At 70.7% G+C, this 18884-nt stretch carries 19 protein-coding genes; 7 read left to right on the forward strand and 12 right to left on the reverse strand.

All coding sequences use genetic code 11. From position 1 onward, the window contains the following. Positions 1 to 101: 101 nt before the first annotated feature. On the reverse strand, positions 102 to 788 hold the full coding sequence (locus ACGF3H_RS18660) for a response regulator transcription factor (protein WP_362489675.1): 687 nt from the start codon (positions 786 to 788) through the stop codon (positions 102 to 104). Further along, complete coding sequence (locus ACGF3H_RS18665) at positions 785 to 2032, reverse strand: histidine kinase (protein ID WP_362489677.1); 1248 nt, start codon at positions 2030 to 2032, stop codon at positions 785 to 787. Before ACGF3H_RS18665 ends, ACGF3H_RS18660 begins: the two co-directional genes overlap by 4 nt. Positions 2033 to 2126: 94 nt before the next feature. On the opposite strand from ACGF3H_RS18665, the gene ACGF3H_RS18670 reads away from it, so the two are divergent. Then, positions 2127 to 2687 carry a GNAT family N-acetyltransferase gene (locus tag ACGF3H_RS18670; RefSeq protein ID WP_362489679.1) on the forward strand — a complete coding sequence of 187 codons (561 nt, stop codon included), beginning with the start codon at positions 2127 to 2129 and terminating at the stop codon, positions 2685 to 2687. A gap of 32 nt (positions 2688 to 2719) precedes the next feature. Here ACGF3H_RS18670 and ACGF3H_RS18675 read toward each other — a convergent pair whose 3' ends face one another. The 6 genes from ACGF3H_RS18675 to ACGF3H_RS18700 form a co-directional block, all read right to left on the reverse strand. After that, a complete protein-coding gene (locus tag ACGF3H_RS18675; protein WP_362489681.1) occupies positions 2720 to 4327 on the reverse strand; it encodes a type IV secretory system conjugative DNA transfer family protein in 1608 nt (535 codons plus the stop codon). Positions 4328 to 4345: 18 nt separating this feature from the next. Then, complete coding sequence (locus ACGF3H_RS18680; protein ID WP_361565647.1) at positions 4346 to 5758, reverse strand: ATP-binding protein; 1413 nt, start codon at positions 5756 to 5758, stop codon at positions 4346 to 4348. Positions 5759 to 5770: 12 nt separating this feature from the next. Next, a complete protein-coding gene (locus ACGF3H_RS18685; RefSeq protein WP_393590069.1) occupies positions 5771 to 7312 on the reverse strand; it encodes an SCO6880 family protein in 1542 nt (513 codons plus the stop codon). A gap of 14 nt (positions 7313 to 7326) precedes the next feature. Continuing rightward, the gene (locus ACGF3H_RS18690) at positions 7327 to 8676 is read right to left on the reverse strand and encodes a hypothetical protein (protein ID WP_362489685.1); all 1350 of its coding nucleotides are present in this window, start codon (positions 8674 to 8676) and stop codon (positions 7327 to 7329) included. Next, positions 8666 to 9502, reverse strand: a complete 837-nt coding sequence (locus ACGF3H_RS18695; protein WP_362489686.1) for a hypothetical protein — start codon at positions 9500 to 9502, stop codon at positions 8666 to 8668. Before ACGF3H_RS18695 ends, ACGF3H_RS18690 begins: the two co-directional genes overlap by 11 nt. A 205-nt stretch (positions 9503 to 9707) precedes the next feature. After that, positions 9708 to 10016, reverse strand: a complete 309-nt coding sequence (locus ACGF3H_RS18700; protein WP_019526682.1) for a hypothetical protein — start codon at positions 10014 to 10016, stop codon at positions 9708 to 9710. Between the two features lie 456 nt (positions 10017 to 10472). Here ACGF3H_RS18700 and ACGF3H_RS18705 point away from each other — a divergent pair, with 456 nt between their 5' ends. Both ACGF3H_RS18705 and ACGF3H_RS18710 read left to right on the forward strand, forming a co-directional pair. Continuing rightward, positions 10473 to 11417 carry a bifunctional lytic transglycosylase/C40 family peptidase gene (locus ACGF3H_RS18705; RefSeq protein WP_362490044.1) on the forward strand — a complete coding sequence of 315 codons (945 nt, stop codon included), beginning with the start codon at positions 10473 to 10475 and terminating at the stop codon, positions 11415 to 11417. Positions 11418 to 11642: 225 nt separating this feature from the next. Continuing rightward, positions 11643 to 12350 carry a phosphatase PAP2 family protein gene (locus ACGF3H_RS18710; RefSeq protein WP_362489688.1) on the forward strand — a complete coding sequence of 236 codons (708 nt, stop codon included), beginning with the start codon at positions 11643 to 11645 and terminating at the stop codon, positions 12348 to 12350. Positions 12351 to 12352: 2 nt separating this feature from the next. Here ACGF3H_RS18710 and ACGF3H_RS18715 read toward each other — a convergent pair whose 3' ends face one another. Continuing rightward, a complete protein-coding gene (locus ACGF3H_RS18715) occupies positions 12353 to 13948 on the reverse strand; it encodes an FAD-binding oxidoreductase (RefSeq protein WP_362489690.1) in 1596 nt (531 codons plus the stop codon). Positions 13949 to 14295: 347 nt separating this feature from the next. Then, the gene (locus tag ACGF3H_RS18720) at positions 14296 to 14466 is read right to left on the reverse strand and encodes a hypothetical protein (protein ID WP_362490072.1); all 171 of its coding nucleotides are present in this window, start codon (positions 14464 to 14466) and stop codon (positions 14296 to 14298) included. A gap of 88 nt (positions 14467 to 14554) precedes the next feature. Between ACGF3H_RS18720 and ACGF3H_RS18725 the strand changes: the two genes are divergently transcribed. Both ACGF3H_RS18725 and ACGF3H_RS18730 read left to right on the forward strand, forming a co-directional pair. Continuing rightward, complete coding sequence (locus ACGF3H_RS18725) at positions 14555 to 15442, forward strand: hypothetical protein (protein ID WP_362490046.1); 888 nt, start codon at positions 14555 to 14557, stop codon at positions 15440 to 15442. Between the two features lie 68 nt (positions 15443 to 15510). Continuing rightward, positions 15511 to 15690 carry a hypothetical protein gene (locus ACGF3H_RS18730; RefSeq protein WP_362489692.1) on the forward strand — a complete coding sequence of 60 codons (180 nt, stop codon included), beginning with the start codon at positions 15511 to 15513 and terminating at the stop codon, positions 15688 to 15690. 15 nt (positions 15691 to 15705) lie between these two features. Here the strand turns inward: ACGF3H_RS18730 and ACGF3H_RS18735 are convergent, their stop codons facing one another. Beyond that, positions 15706 to 16083: a metal-sensitive transcriptional regulator gene (locus ACGF3H_RS18735; protein WP_362489693.1), complete on the reverse strand. Its 378-nt coding sequence runs from the start codon at positions 16081 to 16083 to the stop codon at positions 15706 to 15708. 227 nt (positions 16084 to 16310) lie between these two features. Here ACGF3H_RS18735 and ACGF3H_RS18740 point away from each other — a divergent pair, with 227 nt between their 5' ends. Beyond that, positions 16311 to 16931, forward strand: a complete 621-nt coding sequence (locus tag ACGF3H_RS18740) for a DUF47 family protein (protein WP_351021466.1) — start codon at positions 16311 to 16313, stop codon at positions 16929 to 16931. A 7-nt stretch (positions 16932 to 16938) separates the two neighbouring features. Next, positions 16939 to 17937, forward strand: coding sequence for a low-affinity phosphate transporter PitH (pitH, locus tag ACGF3H_RS18745; protein ID WP_362489695.1), 999 nt, complete (start codon positions 16939 to 16941; stop codon positions 17935 to 17937). 163 nt (positions 17938 to 18100) lie between these two features. On the opposite strand, the gene pstB is transcribed toward pitH, so the two are convergent. Continuing rightward, the gene (pstB, locus tag ACGF3H_RS18750) at positions 18101 to 18877 is read right to left on the reverse strand and encodes a phosphate ABC transporter ATP-binding protein PstB (protein WP_030191650.1); all 777 of its coding nucleotides are present in this window, start codon (positions 18875 to 18877) and stop codon (positions 18101 to 18103) included. Between the last annotated feature and the right edge of the window lie 7 nt (positions 18878 to 18884).

Here is an 18884-nt window from a genome sequence, read left to right on the forward strand (position 1 = left end):
ACTGCAGGGGGGACCCTGTGGGAGAGTAGGACGCCGCCGAACAATCTTTGGGAAAACCCCGCACCTCACGGTGCGGGGTTTTCTGCGTTTCAGGGTGTTTTTCAGGACGGCTTCACCAGCTTTGTGTCGTAGGCCAGGATGACCGCCTGGACGCGGTCCCTCGAAGCCGTCTTGGCCAGGATGCGCCCCACATGCGTCTTCACCGTCGATTCGGCCAGGTGCAGCCGCTCCGCTATCTCCGTGTTGGTCCAGCCCCGGCCCATGACCATGAGGATCTCGCGCTCGCGGTCCGTGAGGGAGGCCAGACGAGAATCGGGCGACCCTTCGGAGGCGTCGAGCGGATCGTCGGCCGCGGTGCCGGCCGGCAGATGGTGGACGTACGCGTCGAGGAGACGGCGGGTCAGGCCCGGGGCCACCACCGCGTCCCCCGTCGCCACCGCGCGGATGCCGGAGAGGAGTTCCTCCGGCTGGGCGTCCTTGACGAGGAAGCCGGAGGCACCGGCGCGCAGGCCGGCGTAGGCGTACTCGTCGAGGTCGAAGGTGGTGAGAATGAGGATCCGGGTTCGATGGCCCGCGGCGATGATGCGCCGGGTCGCCTCGATTCCGTCGAGGCCGGGCATGCGGACGTCCATGAGGACGACGTCGGGATGGAGTTCGGCCGTCATGCGGACGGCCTCGGCGCCGTTCGCGGCCTCGCCCACGACCGTCATGTCGTCCTGGCTCTCCAGGAGCATCCGGAAGCCGAAACGCTGGAGTGGCTGGTCGTCGGCGATGAGGACGGTGGTCACTGCGCGGATTCCTCCGGTAGGTACAGGTGAACGCGCCAGCCCCGGTCGGGACGTGGGCGCGGGCCGGCCTCAAGTGTGCCGCCGTACAGGGACGTTCGCTCACGCATGCCGGGCAGGCCCCGGCCGTCGGAGAGCGCGGGGGCGGGACCGCCCCGGCCGGTGTCGGTGACCGTGAGGGTGACGGCGCCGCCGGCCCCGTAGGAGAGGTCGATCTCGGCCGTGGCGTCGGGGCCGGCGTGCTTGAGCGTGTTGGTGAGGGCTTCCTGGATGACACGGTAGAGGGCGAGCTGACGGCCCGGGGCGAGCGCCGCGTCGCCGCTGACGGCCGTGCGGACGGGCAGACCGGCCCTGCGGACGCCGTCGACGAGCCGGTCGAGGTCGGTGAGGGCGGGCTGCGGCGCGAGTTCGGCCTGCTCCTTCTCCTCGTCGCGCAGGACGTCGAGCAGACGCCGCAGTTCGCCCAGGGCCTGGCGGCTGGTCGTGCCGATGGCGTCCAGGGCCTGCGCGGCGCGTTCCGGTGACTTGGCGGCGGCGTACCGGCCGCCGTCGGCGAGGCCCGTGATGACGGAGAGGTTGTGGCCGATGATGTCGTGCATCTCGCGGGCGATCCGCGCCCGTTCGGCGGCGGCGGCGAGCTGGGCCTGCTGGTCGCGTTCGGTCTCCAGGCGCCGCGCGCGGTCCTCCAGGACCTCGGTGTAGTTGCGTCGGGTGCGGACCGTGACGGCGATGAGGCACACGATCCCCATGGACAGCACCTGGGAGCCGACCTGCTGGTTCCACGGGCCGGCCTCCTCCCCGTACCGGGCCAGCGTGACGCACATCGGGACCGTCATCAGGGCCGTCGCCCACCACAGGTTGCGCAGGGGCAGCCGCAGGGCGATGTGGAAGAGGAGGACCAGCTGGAGCAGGGAGACCTGGAGGGCGGCGCCCGTCCAGACGTTGGCCACGGCGACCGGCGCCAGGGCGAGGAGGGCGGCGCGGGGGTGGCTTCGGCGCCAGAGCAGGGGGACGGACAGGCCGAGGCTCATGGCGAGGACGAGTCCGCCGGGGACGCCGGGGTCCTGGGCGACGCTGCGCCAGCCGCCGCCGGCGTAGTCGATGAGGGCGGCCGTGACCCAGAAGGCGGTGAAGTGGAGGTCCCACACGAGGGGCCGTCGCCGGTCGAAGGCACGGACCCGCCGGGTGACGCGCTGGACGTGCTCGGTGAGGGGCTCGGCCGCTCGCTCTTCCACCAGGGGCTCCATCCGTCCATGTTCGGGCGTGACGCGGCGGCCGGCGTCCGTCCAGGGTCCGTATATGAGATGAGGGACGTGGTACCGGGGTACTACGGTGGCCCGCATGAATGCCTCGGTCCCCGGTGACTACGTGATCCGGTCCATACGTGCCGACGAGTGGCCCGCCGTGAAGGAGCTGCGGCTGCGAGCGCTGCGGGACCCGGTCGCGCACCTGGCCTTCCTCGAGACCTACGACGACTCCGTGGGCCGGTCGGACGCCTACTGGCAGGAGCGGGCCGCCGGGGCCGCCGAGGGCGTGTCCGGGGCCCAGCAGATCGTCGCGGAGGGGCCGGGCGGGCTGTGGCTCGGCACACTGACGGTGCTGATGGAGGAGCCCGGGACCACCGACTGGGCCGGCTTCCCCGTGGACCGGAAGCAGGGACACGTCGTCGGTGTGTTCGTGCGGCCCGAGTGGCGGGGGAGCGGGCTGACCAAGGCGCTGTTCGACGCCGGGCTGGAGTGGGCGTGGTCCGCCGGGGCGGAACGGGTGCGGCTGATCGTGCACGAGGACAACGGACGGGCCCAGGGGTTCTATCTCAAGGCCGGGTTCGCGCCGAGCGGGCGGACCGTGCCGCTGGCGGGCAGGCCGGAGGAGATGGAGCTGGAGTTCGTCGTCGACCGCTGATCCCTCGTCCCGCACCGGACGCCCCGGCACGGCTACACCGGCAGCTCGTCGTGCGGCCAGCGGGCGCGGCCCTGTTCGCGGGAGCGGAGCAGCGCCAGCGTGGGCATGCCCCGGTCCGCGCCGGTGGCCAGCAGCTCCGGGAGCTGGGGAAGCGGAGCCACGGCGGCGACGTCGTCCAGGACGAGTGTCAGTGGTGGGTCGAGCCGACCGGAGGATGACCGTTCGGCCATGCGCCGGCCGCGCTCGACCACGCTGGAGACGAGCGCCGTCAGCAGCGGCATGGCGCCCGGGCTCGTCCGGGGGTCCTCGATGGATTCCCCCACCACGTAAAGGGTGCCCTGTTCGTGGACGAAGGAATCCAAGGTGAGGGCATCAGTTCGGTTGGGAGTGCACGCCTCCCGGATGTTGACCACGGAGAGGGCTGCCAGCGCACGGGTGGTCAGCTGCTGAGCCATGTCCCGGCGTTCGGGGTGGGCGGTGAGGGCCCCCTCGAGTTCGCCCGCGGCGCCGGGGGCGGCCTTCGGGTTGGTGCGGAGGATGCGTACGGCGTCCTGGATCTGGCTGCCCTGGGACCAGCGGTGGACGTGGCGGACGGTGCGGCCGTCGATGGCGGCGGCGTGGAGGTAGCTCCGCAGGAGCGTGGTGGCGGTGTCGCTGACGGCCTGGTCGAGGCGGGCGGTGGGCCGTACGGGGGTGAGGAGCGCGGTCGCTCGGGCGACGGCCGTCGGCTTGTCCTCGCAGCCCGCGGTGGGGGACCAGTGGAGGCGGGCCGGGGTGTCGCAGAGGTGGGTGGGGTCGTAGAGCAGGACGGGGCCCAGTTTGGCGCGGGCGTCCTTGGTGTCCTGCCACAGGGCGGGATTCGACGTGACGACGAGGACGGGGCCGTCCGCGTCGCTCACGGCCTGCGTCGCGGTGGAGCGGCGGCTCTCCCGCGTGCCCAGCAGGATCTTCTCCGGGCCGCCGCGGCTGCCGCCCAGGGGGGAGGCCGCGGGCGGCTGCTCCGTCGCCGCCCGGGTCTGGTGCTCGGCGGCGGGAGCGGGTTCCGGGGCGGTTCTCGGGGTCGGCACCTCGTGGCGGGGCGCGGCGGGTGCCGGTTCCGGGCTTGCCGGTTCCGGTGGTGTCTGCGCCGCGGGGGGCGGGGTCCAGGCCGGGTGCGGCCGGTCGGGCGGCGGGGTCTGTGTCGTGGCGGGCGGCGTCGCTGCGGGCGGTGGCGTCCGTGTCGTGGCGGGTGGTGGTGGCACCTGGCCCGCCGATGACTGTGCGGCCCGTCGCTGGAGCCGTACGGCCTTCCAGCGGGCCACCGTGCCCATCACGAACACCGCCAGGACGACGAGCACCATCAGCTGCCCGATGAACAGCCCCCAGAACAGCCCGTACCCGGAGAGTCCCGCCGCGGGGGCGTCCGGCCAGGCACCGGCGATGTCGTGGGGCCGTCCGATCAGGTGGCGCATGGCCAGGGGGGTGCCGGCGAAGGTGATGCCGGCGGGCCAGGAGCCGTGGGAGAACAGGCCGGCGAGGCCGGTCGCCGTCCACACCAGCAGGGTCATGCCGAGAAGGAACGCGAGTATGCCGAGGAGCAGGCCGTCGGGGATGCCGCCCTGCTGTCCCGGCCGCTGGTCGCGACGGTCGTCCGGTCCCATGCGTCCCTCCCGCCGCGCCTACGCCACCGTCGATTCGGACGAGTCGCCGATGTGCTGCTCCATGAAGGCCGCCGCCCGCTCCTCCGCCTCCAGCTCGGCGGCGCGCAGGGCGTCGTCCGTGAGGTCGGCGGACGACTCGGTCATCGCGCGGTCCGTGAAGACCAGGGGGCGTTCCGTCTCGGTGACCAGGTGCTTGACCACCTGGACGTTGCCGTTGACGTCCCACACCGCGATGCCGGGAGTGAGCGACGGGATGATCTCCACGGCCCATCTGGGCAGGCCGAGCACCCGGCCGGTTGCCCGGGCCTCGTCGGCCTTCTGGGCGTAGATCGTCCGTGTCGACGCCATCTTCAGGATGGCCGCGGCCTCCCGCGCCGCCGCCCCGTCCACGACGTCCGACAGGTGGTGCACCACCGCCACGAACGACAGACCCAGCCGGCGCCCGAACTTCAGCAGCCGCTGGAACAGCTGCGCCACGAACGGGCTGTTGATGATGTGCCAGGCCTCCTCCACCAGGAAGATGCGCTTCTTCCGGTCGGGGCGGATCCAGGTGTGCTCCAGCCACACGCCGACGATGGCCATGAGGATCGGCATGGCGATGGAGTTGCGGTCGATGTGGGACAGGTCGAAGACGATGAGCGGCGCGTCGAGGTCGATGCCGACGGTCGTCGGGCCGTCGAACATGCCGCGCAGGTCGCCGTCGACGAGCCGGTCGAGGACCAGCGCCACGTCCAGGCCCCAGGCCCGTACGTCGTCTATGTCCACGTTCATCGCCTCGGCCGACTCCGGCTCGGGGTGGCGGAGCTGCTCGACGATGTCGGTGAGGACGGGCTGGCGCTCGACGATGGTCTCGTTGACGTAGGCGTGCGCGACCTTGAGCGCGAAACCGGAGCGCTCGTCCAGACCGTGCCCCATCGCGACCTCGATGATCGTCCTCAGGAGCGCGAGCTGCCCCGTCGTCGTGATCGCCGGGTCGAGGGGGTTGAGCCGGATGCCGTGGTCCAGGGCGGCCATCGGGTCCAGGCGGATGGGCGTTATCCCCAGCTCCTGCGCGATGAGGTTCCACTCGCCGACGCCGTCCTCGCCCTGGGCGTCCAGGACGACGACCTGGCGGTCCTTGAAGCGGAGCTGGCGCAGGACGTACGTCTTCTCCAGCGCCGACTTGCCGTTGCCGGACTCGCCGAGGACCAGCCAGTGCGGGGCTGGGAGCTGCTGGCCGTACAGCTGGAAGGGGTCGTAGATGTAGCCCTTGCCGGAGTAGACCTCGCGACCGATGATCACGCCGGAGTCGCCGAGGCCGGGTGCGGCGGTGGGCAGGTAGACGGCCTGCGCCTGGCCCGTGGACGTGCGGACCGGGAGGCGGGTCGTCTCGACCTTCCCGAACAGGAAGGACGTGAAGGCGTCGGTGAGGACGGACAGCGGATCCCGCATCAGGCTCAGCCCCTACCTACGGATGCCGGTGGCGAACGGAAGGGTGTTCACGAAGGCGCGGTGGTGTTCACGGTCGCACCACTCCAGTTTCAGGTACGACTTTCCGGCCGAGGCCCTTATCGTCCGCTTGTCGCGGGCGAGCGCCTCGGGAGAACGGGAGGAGACGGTGATGTAGCCGACCAGGTTCACCCCGGCAGCGCCGCTGGCGAGGTCCTCGCCGCGCTGGTCCAGACGGCTGTGGGCGGCGATGTCGCGCGGGTCGACGGTCCGGTTCATCTTGGCGGCGCGGGAGGCCTCGGCCTCGTCGTTCGTCTTCTCGGTCAGCATGCGCTCGATGGCCACCTCGGTGGGTTCGAGGTCCATCGTGACGGCGACCGTGCGGATGACGTCCGGGGTGTGGACGAGCAGCGGCGCGAGGAAGTTCACGCCGACCGGGGTCATCGGCCACTCCTTCACCCAGGCCGTGGCGTGGCACCAGGGGGCGCGGGTGGAGGACTCGCGGGTCTTGGCCTGGAGGTACGTGGGCTCCATGGCGTCCAGCTCGGCCGGCCAGGCGTTGCGCTTGGTCATCGCCTGGATGTGGTCGATCGGGTGGTCCGGGTCGTACATCGAGTGGATGAGGGAGGCGAGCCTGCCCTGCCCGAGCGGCTGGCGCACGCGGATGTCGGCCTCCTGGAGGCGCGAGCAGATGTCGGTCAGTTCGCGCGCCATGACCACGGCGAGGCCGGCGTCCCGGTCGACCTTGCGCCCGTTCTGCGGCCGGGCGGCCCGGGCCATGGTGTGGGCCTCGGCGGCCAGTTCGCGGGTGTAGTGCATGCAGGCGATGAGATAGGCGCGGTGCTGCTCGCTGCTGGTGGACACCATGGACTGGAGCTGGTCGTACGACTGCTGCAGCCACGGCAGCGCCTTGTCGTCGCCGCGTACGGCGACGTCCTTGGCGTGGGCGTCCGGGTCGGCGGGGAGGGTGCGGGCGAGCATCTGGATGCGGGTGACGAAGCCGTCGCCGTTGGCCACGTGCTTGAGCAGGGTGCCGAAGCGGTCGACGAGGGCCTCCTGGTCCTCGGAGTCGCGCAGGCCGACGCCGGGGCCCTCGATCTCGATCGCGGCGGTCACGGTCTTGCGGTCGGCGTGCAGCAGGACGGCGATCTCGTCCGGTCCGAAGGGCGCGGCCAGCCAGGTGATGCGGCCGATGCCGGGCGGCGGGCCGACCTCGATCTCCCGGCCGTCGAGCCGGGTGCCGGCCTCGATGACGCCGGAACGGTAGGTGGTGCCGTTGCGCAGCGTCCGCTTGTAGCTGCGGTTGATCTCGAACCACTTGTAGAACGTGCGGTGCCTGTACGGCACGTAGACCGCCGCCAGCGCGAGCATCGGGAAGCCCATGAGCAGCACGATGCGCAGGGTCAGGACGGGGACGAGGAGCCCGCACATCATGCCGAGGAACGCGCCCACGACGATCAGCGCGATCTCGCCGGTCTCGCGGTTGCGTCCGACGATCGCGTTCGGCCGGGCGCGGCCGATCAGATACGTACGGCGGGGCGTGACCGGATGGGACATGTGGGACTCGGTCGTCAACGCCCGTCACCTCCTGAGCTGTTGCTGGTGCCGCTGTTGCGGGTGTTGCTGGCATGGGGCGTGTTCACCGGGCTGCCGGAGCGCGGTGCGGGTGCGGCGGAGGGGACATTTCCGCCGCCGCCGTTCGAGGGGCGCGAGCTGTGCGCGGCGACCCCGCCGGATGCGGGGTTGGAGGGGCGGGACGCGGAGGAGGAGGTGGACTGGCCCCCGCCTCCGCCGTTGCCGTTGTTGCGGGTGCTGTGGGTTCTGATGCCCTGGGCGACGAGGTTGGCCGGGGAGCTGATGACGGCCGCGGCCTTGCCCTCGGCGCCCTGCATGATGCGGTTGTTGCGGGAGCCCGCGATCTCGTCGCCGAAGCCGGGGACGAAGCGGTAGATCATCGCGGACGCGAAGATGGCGAGCAGGATGATCGCGAGGCCGGAGACGACGGCGGAGAAGGCGTCGGGGCCGTCGTCGGCGGAGAGCGCACCGGCGAGGCCGAGCACGATGACGATGACGGGCTTGACCAGGATCACGGCGATCATGATCCCGGCCCAGCGGCGGACGTGGCCCCACAGGTTCTTGTCGACCAGCCCGGCGTAGACGACGGTGCCGAGCAGGGCGCCGACGTAGAGCAGGGCGGCGCGGATGACGAGCTCCAGCCACAGGATGCCGGCGGCGAGGATGGAGACCAGGGAGACGACGATCAGCATGATCGGGCCACCGCCGATGTCCTCGCCCTTCTCCAGGGCGCCGGAGAACGTGCCGAAGAAGGTGTCCGTCTGGTCGCCGGTGGCCTTCGCGAGGACGTCGGTGACGCCGTCGGTGGCGGAGACGACCGTGTAGAGGATCAGCGGCGTGAAGGCCGACGCCAGCACGGTGAGCCAGAGGAACCCGATGGCCTCGGAGAGCGCGGTGGTGAGGGGGACGCCGCGCACGGCCCGCTTCGCGACCGCGAGGAGCCAGAGGAGGAGCGTGAGGATCGTCGATGCCGCGAAGACGACGGCGTACTGCTGGAGGAACTTCGGGTTCGTGAAGTCGACGTTCGCGGTGTCCTGCACGGCCGCGCTGAGCTTGTCGATCGTCCAGGACGCGGCGTCGGCACAGCCCTTGGCGAGGGAGGACAGGGGGTCGAGGGTGGAGGTGATCTCGGGGGCGTCCCCCCCACCACCGCCTCCGGACCCACCACCGGATTCACCGCGCTCGCAGTAGTCCTTGGCGGGGCCGTGGATCAGGTCACAGGGGTCGTTGCTAGGGGTCGGTGACGGGGTGGGGGCGGCGAAAGCGTGAGTGGCGAAGAGGATCGCTGCCGCCTGTACGGCCGCGACGGCACCGGTCAGTTTGAGTACGCGGTGGCTAGCGCGCATACGTGAACCCTCCGTACTCCTGGACGGCCTTGGCCATCTCGTCGGCGCTCGATGCCTTGTCGTCGCCGGGAATCGGCGCCGGGCCGTCCTTCTGGGAGTGCGTCACGATCTTCCAGTCACCACTAATCCACTCAAGCTTGGTCGTGATGGTGAACCAGCTGCTGGTGACCGGGGCTGTGGAGTTCTGACCTGCGAGTCCGAGCAGTCCGTTGCACCAGACTTCGACAGTGGCGGTGTCGGGTGAGTTTTCCGTGAGCTTGGTGCCGAGCGGGCTCGTGCGTGACACGAAGGTATAGCCCTTCGGCGTCGAGCCGTCCTCGTTCAGTCCGACAGCTCTGTTGAATGCAGGACTGTATGCCTTGTCCAGAGAGGCCTGGAAGCCACCCACTCTCGAAGGCACGATGATGGCCTGCAGGATGGCGTCGCGCTTGACCTTGTTGAACATCTCGGCCGAGCCCAGCGCCACCGCGTAGTTCGCCGCTGCGCTCTGGGCGCCCTGTTGGTCGTGGGGGAAGCCTGCGGGGATGCCGGAGGCCTTCGTGTCCGTCGGCTGGGTGCCGGACGGTGCCGTCGCCGAGGTCTGCGGCCTGTCGCCCGTCGCCGCCTTGTCGGACCCCGCGGAATCGTCTCCTCCACGGTTCGCGAAGGCGATCGCGGCGATCAGCAGGACGACCACGCCGACCACGGTGACCAGGCCCCGCGAGGACGAGCGCCCGCCGCGGCGCGTGCCCGCGTACGCGTCGCCGCCGTTGTCGGGCAGCCGCGTCCGCGTCTGGCCCGTGCCGCCGTAACCGCCGGAGGACTGGTGGTCGTCTCCGAGACTCATGCCGCGTACGCCCCCTCGACGTCGTGCGGGAACACCTCGTACCTCATGCCGTAGAAGTATGACGGTAGCGGTGCTGGCTCCCGCTCGGACGCGGTGTGGTGACTGGACATCAGGGAAACGCAACCTCAGCCGGTGGGCACGACGGGCGGGTGGGACGGAGGAGGCACCGGGCGCGCCCGGCGGGGCCGATGGACCGCGCGCCCGCCTACACGGCCATGCCGTACACGATGGTGAAGAGCGTGCCGAGCGAGCCGATGATGAACACGCCCGTCAGGCCCGCGATGATGAGGCCCTTGCCCTGTTCGGCGCTGAAGGTGTCCCGGAGGGCCGTCGCGCCGATGCGCTGTTTGGCGGCGCCCCAGATGGCGATGCCGAGGCAGAGCAGGATGGCGACGGCCATCACCACCTCGATCATCACCTTCGCCTCGTTGCCCAGGCTGCCGAAGGGGCCCCAGTCCGGAGCGATCCCCCCGATGATGGTGTTGATGTCTCCCTCGTCGGCCGCAAAGAGCATGTAAGTCACCGCCCCTGTTGGGTAGTTCCGCGCCCTCTGCGTGCGTGCAGAGGTCAGGCCTCATTGTCGCCGACGACGGCGCCTTGGTATGTCGACTTGGCGTCATCGATTGGCGGGTTTCGTGCGGATAGCTTGCCACCGGTCCCCGCCATGTCCTCGTAGGGTGGCGCGAACCGGTATGCAAAGATTCGTATCGTCACTCTGTGTATCACGGAGCGTCACGGTCGGCAATGAGGTGGGTCCGCAACGTGCCGCGCGGTCCGTCGTCGGCCACTCCTGCGACTCCGTCTCGCCGGCGGGTGCGTGCGGATCGACTCGGTTGTGGGGCGGCCTCGGTGAAATGGCGTCACACTCGTGGGACGTGGCCTGGGAAGCAGCTGGACGGGGAAGGGTTGGGCCGTGCGTAAAGTGTGGTTCTTCGGCGGCGCCGCGGTCGCACTGGGCGTCAGCTTCGTCATGCTGCTGGTCGTCGGGGTCTACATCGTTGCCGGGAACCTCGCGGGCGGTGTGGGCGGTGGGGCGAAGAAGTTGGCCAAGGGGGCTGTGCCCGCGGCGTATCAGGGGCTGGTGCAGCAGTGGGGCAATCTGTGTCCCGCCCTCAATCCCGCGTTGCTCGCCGCCCAGCTGTATCAGGAGAGCGGCTTCAATCCCCGGGCGCGGAGTGCCGCGGCGGCGCAGGGGATAGCGCAGTTCATCCCCGGGACGTGGGCCACGCACGGCATCGACGGGGACGGGGACGGCGACCGGGACGTGTGGGATCCGGCTGATGCGATTCCGTCGGCGGCGTCGTACGACTGCTCCCTCGCGTCGTACGTGAAGGACGTGCCCGGGAACGCGACCGAAAACATGCTGGCGTCCTACAACGCGGGGGCCTACGCGGTCATCAAGTACCAGGGCGTGCCGCCGTACAAGGAGACCCAGAACTACGTCAAGGTGATCACGACGCTGGAGGAGAGCTTCGCGGCGCCCACGACGCGGGTCGATCCGTCCGAGCAGGCCGCCGGGGCCATCGCGTACGCGCAGAAGAAGCTGGGGACGCCCTATCTGTGGGGCGGGAACGGGACCGCCGACCAGGGAGGGCGGTTCGATTGTTCGGGGCTTACCAAGGCCGCGTACGAGAGTGTCGGGATCAAGCTGCCCCGGGTCGCCAACGACCAGTACAACGCGGGGGCGCATCCCGCGAGGGACGAGCTGCTGCCGGGGGACCTGGTGTTCTTCTCCGACGACCTGACCAATTCCCGGGCCATCCGGCACGTGGGGATCTACGTCGGCGGCGGGTACATGATCGACGCGCCGCGGTCGGGGGCGGTGATCCGGTTCGACCCGGTCGACACGCCCGACTACTTCGGGGCCACGCGGGTGACCGAAGATGGCGCGAAAGCATTGCCCACGACGGTGTGAACCGAGCGTGAACCCATCCCCTGAGCTGCGACGACGTATCTCTCTTCGATAACGTCTGCGTGATCATTCGGTGGAGTGTGGAACGTATCAACGGGGACCGTGCGTTCCTGTTGTCGTGTAGGTGTGCGGCGGCGGGAAGAGGGCCGGCGGATCTACGACCACGGGGGTGGCAGGGAAGGCGTGCGCAAGGTGCGCCGGAGGACATGACGAAGGGGCCGCTGCAACATGGCTGGACTCGCCGAATCCGGGTCGAACCCCGACGTCGAGCTGCTCTACGACATCAACGGGCTGGCCAAGGACGCGCCGCACTGGTTCGACCGGGTCATGGAGTTCGTGGGTGAGTACGGACTGCTGTTCGCGATCGTGCTGCTGGTGCTGTGGTGCTGGTGGGGTGTGCGGCGGCGGGGCGGTGCGGACGCGGCCTCGTCCGTGGCCGCGCTGGTGTGGGCGCCGCTGGCGGCGGGCGTCGCGGTACTCGTCAACGTGCCGATACGGGGCTTCGTGGAGCGGCCCCGGCCGTTCAAGGACCACGAGGGGCTGGAAGTACTCGTCTCCGGCAAGGACGACTTCTCCTTCGTGAGCGACCACGCGACGCTGGTCATGGCCCTGGCCGTCGCGCTGTTCGTCGCCAACCGGAAGTTCGGCATCGCCGCGATCGTGCTGGCCCTGTTCGGCGGCTTCGCCCGGGTCTACATGGGCGTGCACTATCCGACCGACGTCATCGGCGGCTTCGCCCTCGGCACGGCGGTCGCGCTGCTGCTGTCGCCGGTCGCCATGGCCCTGCTGACGCCGCTGGTCAAGGCCGTCGAGCGGTCGCCGCGGGCGGGCTGGCTGGTCAGCGCGCGGGGGCGAGCCGGAGAGGGACGGGGCCCCGTGATCCCGGGCGCCCGGCAGGAGAACGCCGGGGCCGAGGAGCGGGACCTCGCCGCCTAGGCCTACAGGGCCTGGGGAAAGGCAAAGACGCGGTCCGGGTCGTACTGGCGCTTCAGTTTCGCCAGGCGCGGGGCCGCGTCTCCGTAATAAGCCCGCCGCCAGTCCTTGAGGGCCGGGTCCGCGTAGTTCTGGTACGCGGCGCCCGAGGCGTACGGGCGCATGGCACCGTACGCGGACGCCAGCCAGGACTCGGCCGCCGCGCCGCTCGTGCCCGGCCGCCAGGAGGCGAGGTACTGGACCAGCATCCGGGAGCGCCGGTGCACGAACGCGGTGGCCGTCGGTGCGACGCGGTTCACCGCCCCGCCGAGCGCGGTGAACACGATGCTGCCGGTGCCGCCGCGGACCGGGCGGACCTGGGCCAGGAGGGCCCGGACGCCGGCGGGCGGCAGCGAACGGTCGTAGAAGTCCGAGCGGGCCGCGTACGTCTCGCGCCTCAGCGCGCCCTGCGGTGACCGGCCGGGCGTGGCGCCGGGAAGGTGGCACCGGGCGTCCGTGGCGAACGAGGAGCAGCCGGCGTACACCTCCATCGACGCCTCGTACGAACGGCGCTTGAGGGAGACGCCGCTCGCCGAGGCGCCGATGCGGCCGGCGAGGCGGTCGACGGCGTTCTGGAACTCGCCGTAGGTGCCGAGGGAGAAGGCGGCGACCGACACGGTCGGGGTGCCGTGGGGGCGGGCCTCGAGATGGAGGGACGACCAGATCTCGTCGGGCTGGCCCGGGCCCCACTCCTGCCAGGCGCGGACGACCGCGGCGGCCTTCGCCCAGGGCCAGGTCAGGTACGCCGATACGGCCTGGGGTGCGGGGTGGGTGCGGAAACGGAACTCCGTGACGATGCCGAAGTTGCCGTTGCCGGCGCCGCGCAGGGCCCAGAACAGGTCTTTGTGGTGGGTGGCGTCGGCGGTGAGCTGCTTGCCGTCCGCCGTGATCAGGGTGGCCTGGGTGAGACTGTCGCAGGTGAGGCCGTAGGCGCGGGAGACGACGCCGTGGCCGCCGCCGAGGGTGAGACCGGAGATCCCGACGGTGGGGCAGGAGCCGGCCGGGATGGTCACGCCCTTGGCGGCGAGGGCCCGGTAGACGTCGATCAGCTTGGCACCGGCGCCGACGGTGGCCTGGTTGCCGCCGGCCCGGACGCGGTCGAGTCTCGACACGTCGATGATCAGGCGGCCGTTGCCGGACGACCAGCCGGCGTAGGAGTGGCCGCCGTTGCGGATCGCGACGGGGATGCGGTGGGCGCGGGCGTAGGAGAGGGTCGTGCGGATGTCGCCGGGGTGGGCGGCGTAGGCGACGGCGCTGGGGCGGAGGGTGTCGAAGCGGGTGTTGTACAGCTGACGGGCCGTCTGCCAGGGCTGGTCGCCGGGGCGGAGGAGGAGGCCGTCGAGGGACTTCGCCAGGGCGGTCCAGGCGGCGGGGGTGGGGGTGGTGGCCGACCTGGTGGCGGTTGCCGTGCGGGTGAGGCGGGGGGTGCCGGCGGGGGCGGGGTTCTTGTCCGCGCCGGAGGGGGTGTCAGGGCGGGTGCCCGTGCAGGCGGTTGTTGTGGGGGTGAGGGCGAGGGGGAGGGCGGCGGCTGTGGTGCCGCCGAGGAAGGTGCGCCGGTTCATGTGCGTCTCCGCGTCCCGTGGGGGGTTCTCGGGGGTAGACGGGGTGGTGGGGGTGCGGGTTCCACGGGTGGGGCCGTGCGGGTGCCTCCGGCGGGGGCGCGAGGGGTGGGTGGCGTGATCCGGCGGTGGCGGGGTGTCGCTGCGCCAGCCCGTGCGGTGGCCTGCGGCCGGCGGGGCGCGGGGAGTGTGCGGCGTGCGCGTGGGGCGGGGGTGGGTTGTGCGGCCCGGCGTCGGAGGGGTGCCGCTGCGCCCAGCCGTGCCGCCCTTGGCGGCACGATTGCCCGCAGTTACGCCTACGCGGGCGGCACGATTGGCCGCCGTTACGCCTACGCGGGTGGCTGTGTCGCTTACGTGGTGGGGTGGGTCTGGGCGTCTGTGCGGGCCTGGCTTCTGGCTCTGCGGGCCGGGCCTCGCCAGCCGCAGGTGCAGCGGGCCACGCAGAAGGCGCCCTGCTCGACGGTGGTCGTGCTGTGTTCCGGGATGTCCTGGGGAGCTTCACGAGCGTCCTGCTGAGCCACGGCCACAACGTTACCGGCGTCGTCCGCCCGTCGTTAACCGGGACGGCAGGGGGTCCGGGACGGGCCGTGTCGGCTGGGGTAGGTGGCGATGGTCGGGCGGGAGAGGGAGCGGCTGGGCAGGAAGGCGGGGGCGGTCTCCGTCGTCGGGGTCGTGGTCGGCGCGGGTCTCGCCGCGGCCGGGTGTTCCGGGCAGGGAGCCGCCGTGCAGGACGCCCGGTCCGGGGATCCGGTCCGCGTGCTGCACCGGGCCGCGGACCGTCTGGTGGCCGCCGGGAGTTCCAGGGCCCGCACGGCCATGGAGATGGCCAGCGGCGGCACGCGGGTGACCATCCGCGGCGAGGGTGTGTACGACTTCCGTGAGCGGCTCGGCATGCTGAAGGTGAGGCTGCCGCAGGGTGCCGCGGGCACGAGCGAGCACCGGCCGATCACCGAACTGCTGGCGCCTGGCGCCCTCTTCATGAAGAACCGGGGCGCCGGCGTGCCCGACGACAAGTGGGTGCGGGTGGCGACCGCCACGCTCTCCGACGGCAATCTGGTGACCGGCGGGGCGACGGACCCGTTCGCCGCCGCCGAGGTGCTGCGGGGGACGCGGACGGCGACGTACGTGGGGCGCACCGAGGTCGCGGGGACGGCGGTGCGGCACTACCGGGGGACCGCCGACCTCACCAGTGCGGCGCGGGACGCGTCGGACGGCAACAAGGCGGCACTGGCCGCCGCGGCCGAGGGCTTCGCCACCACCGAGGTGCCGTTCGACGCCTATCTCGACGACGCGGGCCGCATCCGCAAGGTCCGGCACCGGTTCAGTTTCGCCAACGGGCGGAGCGAGGGCACCGTGGCCGTCGCCTCGACGACACTGCTCTACGACTTCGGCGCCGCCGTGCGCGTACGGCTGCCCGAGGAGGACGACATCTACGCCGGGAAGATCGCCGAAGGGCCGGGAGAGGGCCCCGGCGGAGGCGCGGGCGGCAAGAACTAGCCCTTCCGTGCCATGCGCGGTGCGTAGGCCGCTCCCTACTCTAGGAAGCCGGTGACGGCAGAGACGAGGTGACGCGCGTGGCTCCGGTCGGCGGTACGGCAGTTCAGGACCACGTGGCGCTCGCCGAGATAGAACTCTGCGGGGAGCTGATCATCGCGGCCTCGGCCGCCCGGGAGCGGCTCAGCCTGGAGAGCATCGACGAGGTGCTGAGGGTCGCCGAGGAGCGCGGCACCGGCGCCGGCCAGTAGGCCGGGGCCGCCGGATCAGGTGCGCAGCAGGCGGCCGATCGCCTTCGTCGCCTCCTCCACCTTCGCGTCGATCTCCGAGCCGCCCTTGAGGGCCGCGTCGGCGACGCAGTGGCGCAGGTGCTCCTCGAGGAGCTGCAGGGCGAAGGACTGCAGGGCCTTGGTCGAGGCGGAGACCTGGGTGAGTATGTCGATGCAGTAGACGTCCTCGTCGACCATGCGCTGCAGGCCGCGGATCTGGCCCTCGATGCGGCGCAGGCGCTTGAGGTGCTCGTCCTTCTGCTTGTGGTACCCGTGCACGCCGCGGTCGTGGTCCGTGACGACGTCCGTACCGTCCGTCTCCACCGTGTCCGCGGTGGGGGAGGGCGCGCCTGCGCCGGCCTCGGTGGTCGTCATCGCGTCCTCCTGTTGGGCAGTGTGCCGACATATACCCCTGGTGGGTATATGGTACCGAATTTTCCGGGGTAGGGGAGCCCTGGACGCAGCGCGGAGCACGGCCTCCGGTCGCCCCCCTGCTCATCACTGTGCCTCATGGGCGACACTGGGGGACGGCCCGTTAGCCGTGGCCGGATGATGCGCCTAGCATCAGCCTGACCGAAACCGATGCACCCCGAGGACCCCACGTGCGCTTTCGTCTGACCCCCAGGGAGACGAGCTTCTACGACATGTTCGCCGCGTCCGCGGACAACATTGTCACGGGCTCCAAGCTCCTGATGGAACTGCTCGGGGCGGACGCACCCGCCCGGGCCGAGATCGCAGAGCGTATGCGGGCCGCCGAACACGCGGGTGACGACGCCACGCACGCGATCTTCCACCAGCTGAACTCGTCGTTCATCACGCCGTTCGACCGCGAGGACATCTACTCCCTCGCGTCGTCCCTCGACGACATCATGGACTTCATGGAGGAGGCCGTCGACCTGGTCGTCCTCTACAACATCGAGGAGCTGCCCAAGGGCGTCGACCAGCAGATCGAGGTGCTGGCGCGGGCGGCCGAGCTGACCGCCGAGGCCATGCCGAACCTGCGGACCATGGACAACCTCACCGAGTACTGGATCGAGGTCAACCGGCTGGAGAACCAGGCCGACCAGATCCATCGCAAGCTGCTCGCCCACCTCTTCAACGGCAAGTACGACGCCATGGAGGTGCTGAAGCTGAAGCAGATCGTGGACGTGCTGGAAGAGGCTGCCGACGCGTTCGAGCACGTGGCGAACACGGTGGAGACCATCGCCGTCAAGGAGTCCTGACCGTTTCATGGACACCTTCGCTCTGATCGTGACCATCGGGGTCGCGCTCTTCTTCACGTACACCAACGGTTTCCACGACTCGGCGAACGCGATCGCGACGTCCGTGTCGACGCGGGCGCTGACGCCTCGGGCGGCGCTCGCGATGGCCGCCGTGATGAACCTCGCAGGTGCCTTCCTCGGTTCCGGGGTCGCCAAGACCGTCAGCGAGGGGCTGATCGAGACACCCGAGGGCTCGAAGGGCATGGGGATCCTCTTCGCGGCGCTGATCGGCGCCATCGTGTGGAACCTCATCACCTGGTACTTCGGCCTGCCCTCCTCGTCCTCGCACGCGCTGTTCGGCGGCATGGTCGGCGCGGCGCTGGCGGGCAGCACGACCGTGTACTGGCACGGAGTGGTCGACAAGATCGTCATCCCGATGTTCGTGTCGCCGGTGATCGGTCTGGTCGTGGGTTACCTCGTCATGACGGCGATCATGTGGATGTTCCGCCGGGCCAACCCGCACAAGGCCAAGCGCGGCTTCCGTATCGCGCAGACGGTGTCGGCGGCGGGCATGGCGCTGGGGCACGGTCTGCAGGACGCGCAGAAGACCATGGGCATCGTGGTGATGGCGCTGGTCATCGCCGACGTCGAGGACTACGGCGATCCGATCCCGGTGTGGGTGAAGATCGCCTGCGCGCTGATGCTGTCGCTCGGTACGTACGCGGGCGGCTGGCGGATCATGCGGACGCTGGGGCGGAAGATCATCGAGCTCGATCCGCCGCAGGGGTTCGCCGCGGAGACGACGGGGGCGTCGATCATGTTCGGGTCGGCGTTCCTCTTCCACGCGCCGATCTCCACGACGCACGTGATCACGTCGGCGATCATGGGTGTGGGGGCGACGAAGCGGGTCAACGCGGTGCGGTGGGGCGTCGCGAAGAACATCATCCTGGGCTGGTTCATCACGATGCCGGCGGCCGCGGTGGTGGCGGCGTGTTCGTACTGGCTGGTGGACCTGGTGTTCCTCTAGGGAACCCGGTGCCGTCGCCGCGTGAGGCGGGTCGGACGGCCCGGCGGCGCGACTGCCCGCAGCCGTGTGCGTGAGCAAGGGGCCCGCCCCCGTTCCGGGGGCGGGCCCTTGTGCGCCTCGCGGTGGCACCGCCATGCAGCACCGCGAGGGGATCGGGTCCGGCCTAGCCGAAGCGGCCGGAGATGTAGTCCTCCGTGGCCTGGACGGACGGGTTCGAGAAGATGCGCTCCGTCTCGTCGATCTCGATCAGCTTGCCGGGCTGGCCGACCGCCGCCAGGTTGAAGAAGGCCGTACGGTCCGAGACGCGCGCCGCCTGCTGCATGTTGTGCGTCACGATGACGATCGTGAAGCGCTCCTTCAGCTCGCCGATCAGGTCCTCGATCGCGAGGGTGGAGATCGGGTCCAGGGCCGAGCAGGGCTCGTCCATCAGCAGGACGTTCGGCTCCACCGCGATCGCGCGGGCGATGCACAGACGCTGCTGCTGGCCGCCGGAGAGACCGGAGCCCGGCTTGTTCAGGCGGTCCTTCACCTCGTTCCAGAGGTTGGCGCCGCGCAGCGACTTCTCGACGATGTCGTCCAGCTGGGACTTCTTGTACTTGCCGTTCAGCCTGAGGCCCGCCGCGACGTTGTCGTACACCGACATGGTCGGGAACGGGTTCGGGCGCTGGAAGACCATGCCGACCTCGCGCCGCACGGCCACCGGGTCGATGCCGGCGCCGTACAGGTTCTCGTCGTCGAGCATGACCTTGCCGTCCACCCGGCCGCCGGGCGTGACCTCGTGCATGCGGTTCAGGGTGCGCAGGAAGGTGGACTTGCCGCAGCCGGAGGGGCCGATGAAGGCCGTCACGGAGCGGGGTTCGACGGTCATCGAGATGTCCTCGATGGCCAGGAAGGAGCCGTAGTAGGCGTTGAGGCCGCTGACATCGATGCGCTTGGCCATGTGAATC

The organism is Streptomyces sp. NPDC048185, assembly GCF_043202495.1.
Classification (GTDB): Bacteria; Actinomycetota; Actinomycetes; order Streptomycetales; family Streptomycetaceae; genus Streptomyces.

Bases quoted from the DNA above. Each gene is read 5' to 3' on its own strand.
- ACGF3H_RS18675 (WP_362489681.1), bottom strand. From the start codon at position 4,327: ATGGGACCGGACGACCGTCGCGACCAGCGGCCGGGACAGCAGGGCGGC.
- ACGF3H_RS18665 (WP_362489677.1), bottom strand. From the start codon at position 2,032: ATGGAGCCCCTGGTGGAAGAGCGAGCGGCCGAGCCCCTCACCGAGCAC.
- pitH (WP_362489695.1), top strand. From the start codon at position 16,939: ATGGACACCTTCGCTCTGATCGTGACCATCGGGGTCGCGCTCTTCTTC.
- ACGF3H_RS18705 (WP_362490044.1), top strand. From the start codon at position 10,473: ATGCTGCTGGTCGTCGGGGTCTACATCGTTGCCGGGAACCTCGCGGGC.
- ACGF3H_RS18735 (WP_362489693.1), bottom strand. From the start codon at position 16,083: ATGACGACCACCGAGGCCGGCGCAGGCGCGCCCTCCCCCACCGCGGAC.
- ACGF3H_RS18725 (WP_362490046.1), top strand. From the start codon at position 14,555: ATGGTCGGGCGGGAGAGGGAGCGGCTGGGCAGGAAGGCGGGGGCGGTC.
- ACGF3H_RS18715 (WP_362489690.1), bottom strand. From the start codon at position 13,948: ATGAACCGGCGCACCTTCCTCGGCGGCACCACAGCCGCCGCCCTCCCC.
- ACGF3H_RS18710 (WP_362489688.1), top strand. From the start codon at position 11,643: ATGGCTGGACTCGCCGAATCCGGGTCGAACCCCGACGTCGAGCTGCTC.
- pstB (WP_030191650.1), bottom strand. From the start codon at position 18,877: ATGGCCAAGCGCATCGATGTCAGCGGCCTCAACGCCTACTACGGCTCC.
- ACGF3H_RS18695 (WP_362489686.1), bottom strand. From the start codon at position 9,502: ATGAGTCTCGGAGACGACCACCAGTCCTCCGGCGGTTACGGCGGCACG.
- ACGF3H_RS18670 (WP_362489679.1), top strand. From the start codon at position 2,127: ATGAATGCCTCGGTCCCCGGTGACTACGTGATCCGGTCCATACGTGCC.
- ACGF3H_RS18685 (WP_393590069.1), bottom strand. From the start codon at position 7,312: ATGTCCCATCCGGTCACGCCCCGCCGTACGTATCTGATCGGCCGCGCC.
- ACGF3H_RS18690 (WP_362489685.1), bottom strand. From the start codon at position 8,676: ATGCGCGCTAGCCACCGCGTACTCAAACTGACCGGTGCCGTCGCGGCC.
- ACGF3H_RS18700 (WP_019526682.1), bottom strand. From the start codon at position 10,016: ATGCTCTTTGCGGCCGACGAGGGAGACATCAACACCATCATCGGGGGG.
- ACGF3H_RS18680 (WP_361565647.1), bottom strand. From the start codon at position 5,758: ATGCGGGATCCGCTGTCCGTCCTCACCGACGCCTTCACGTCCTTCCTG.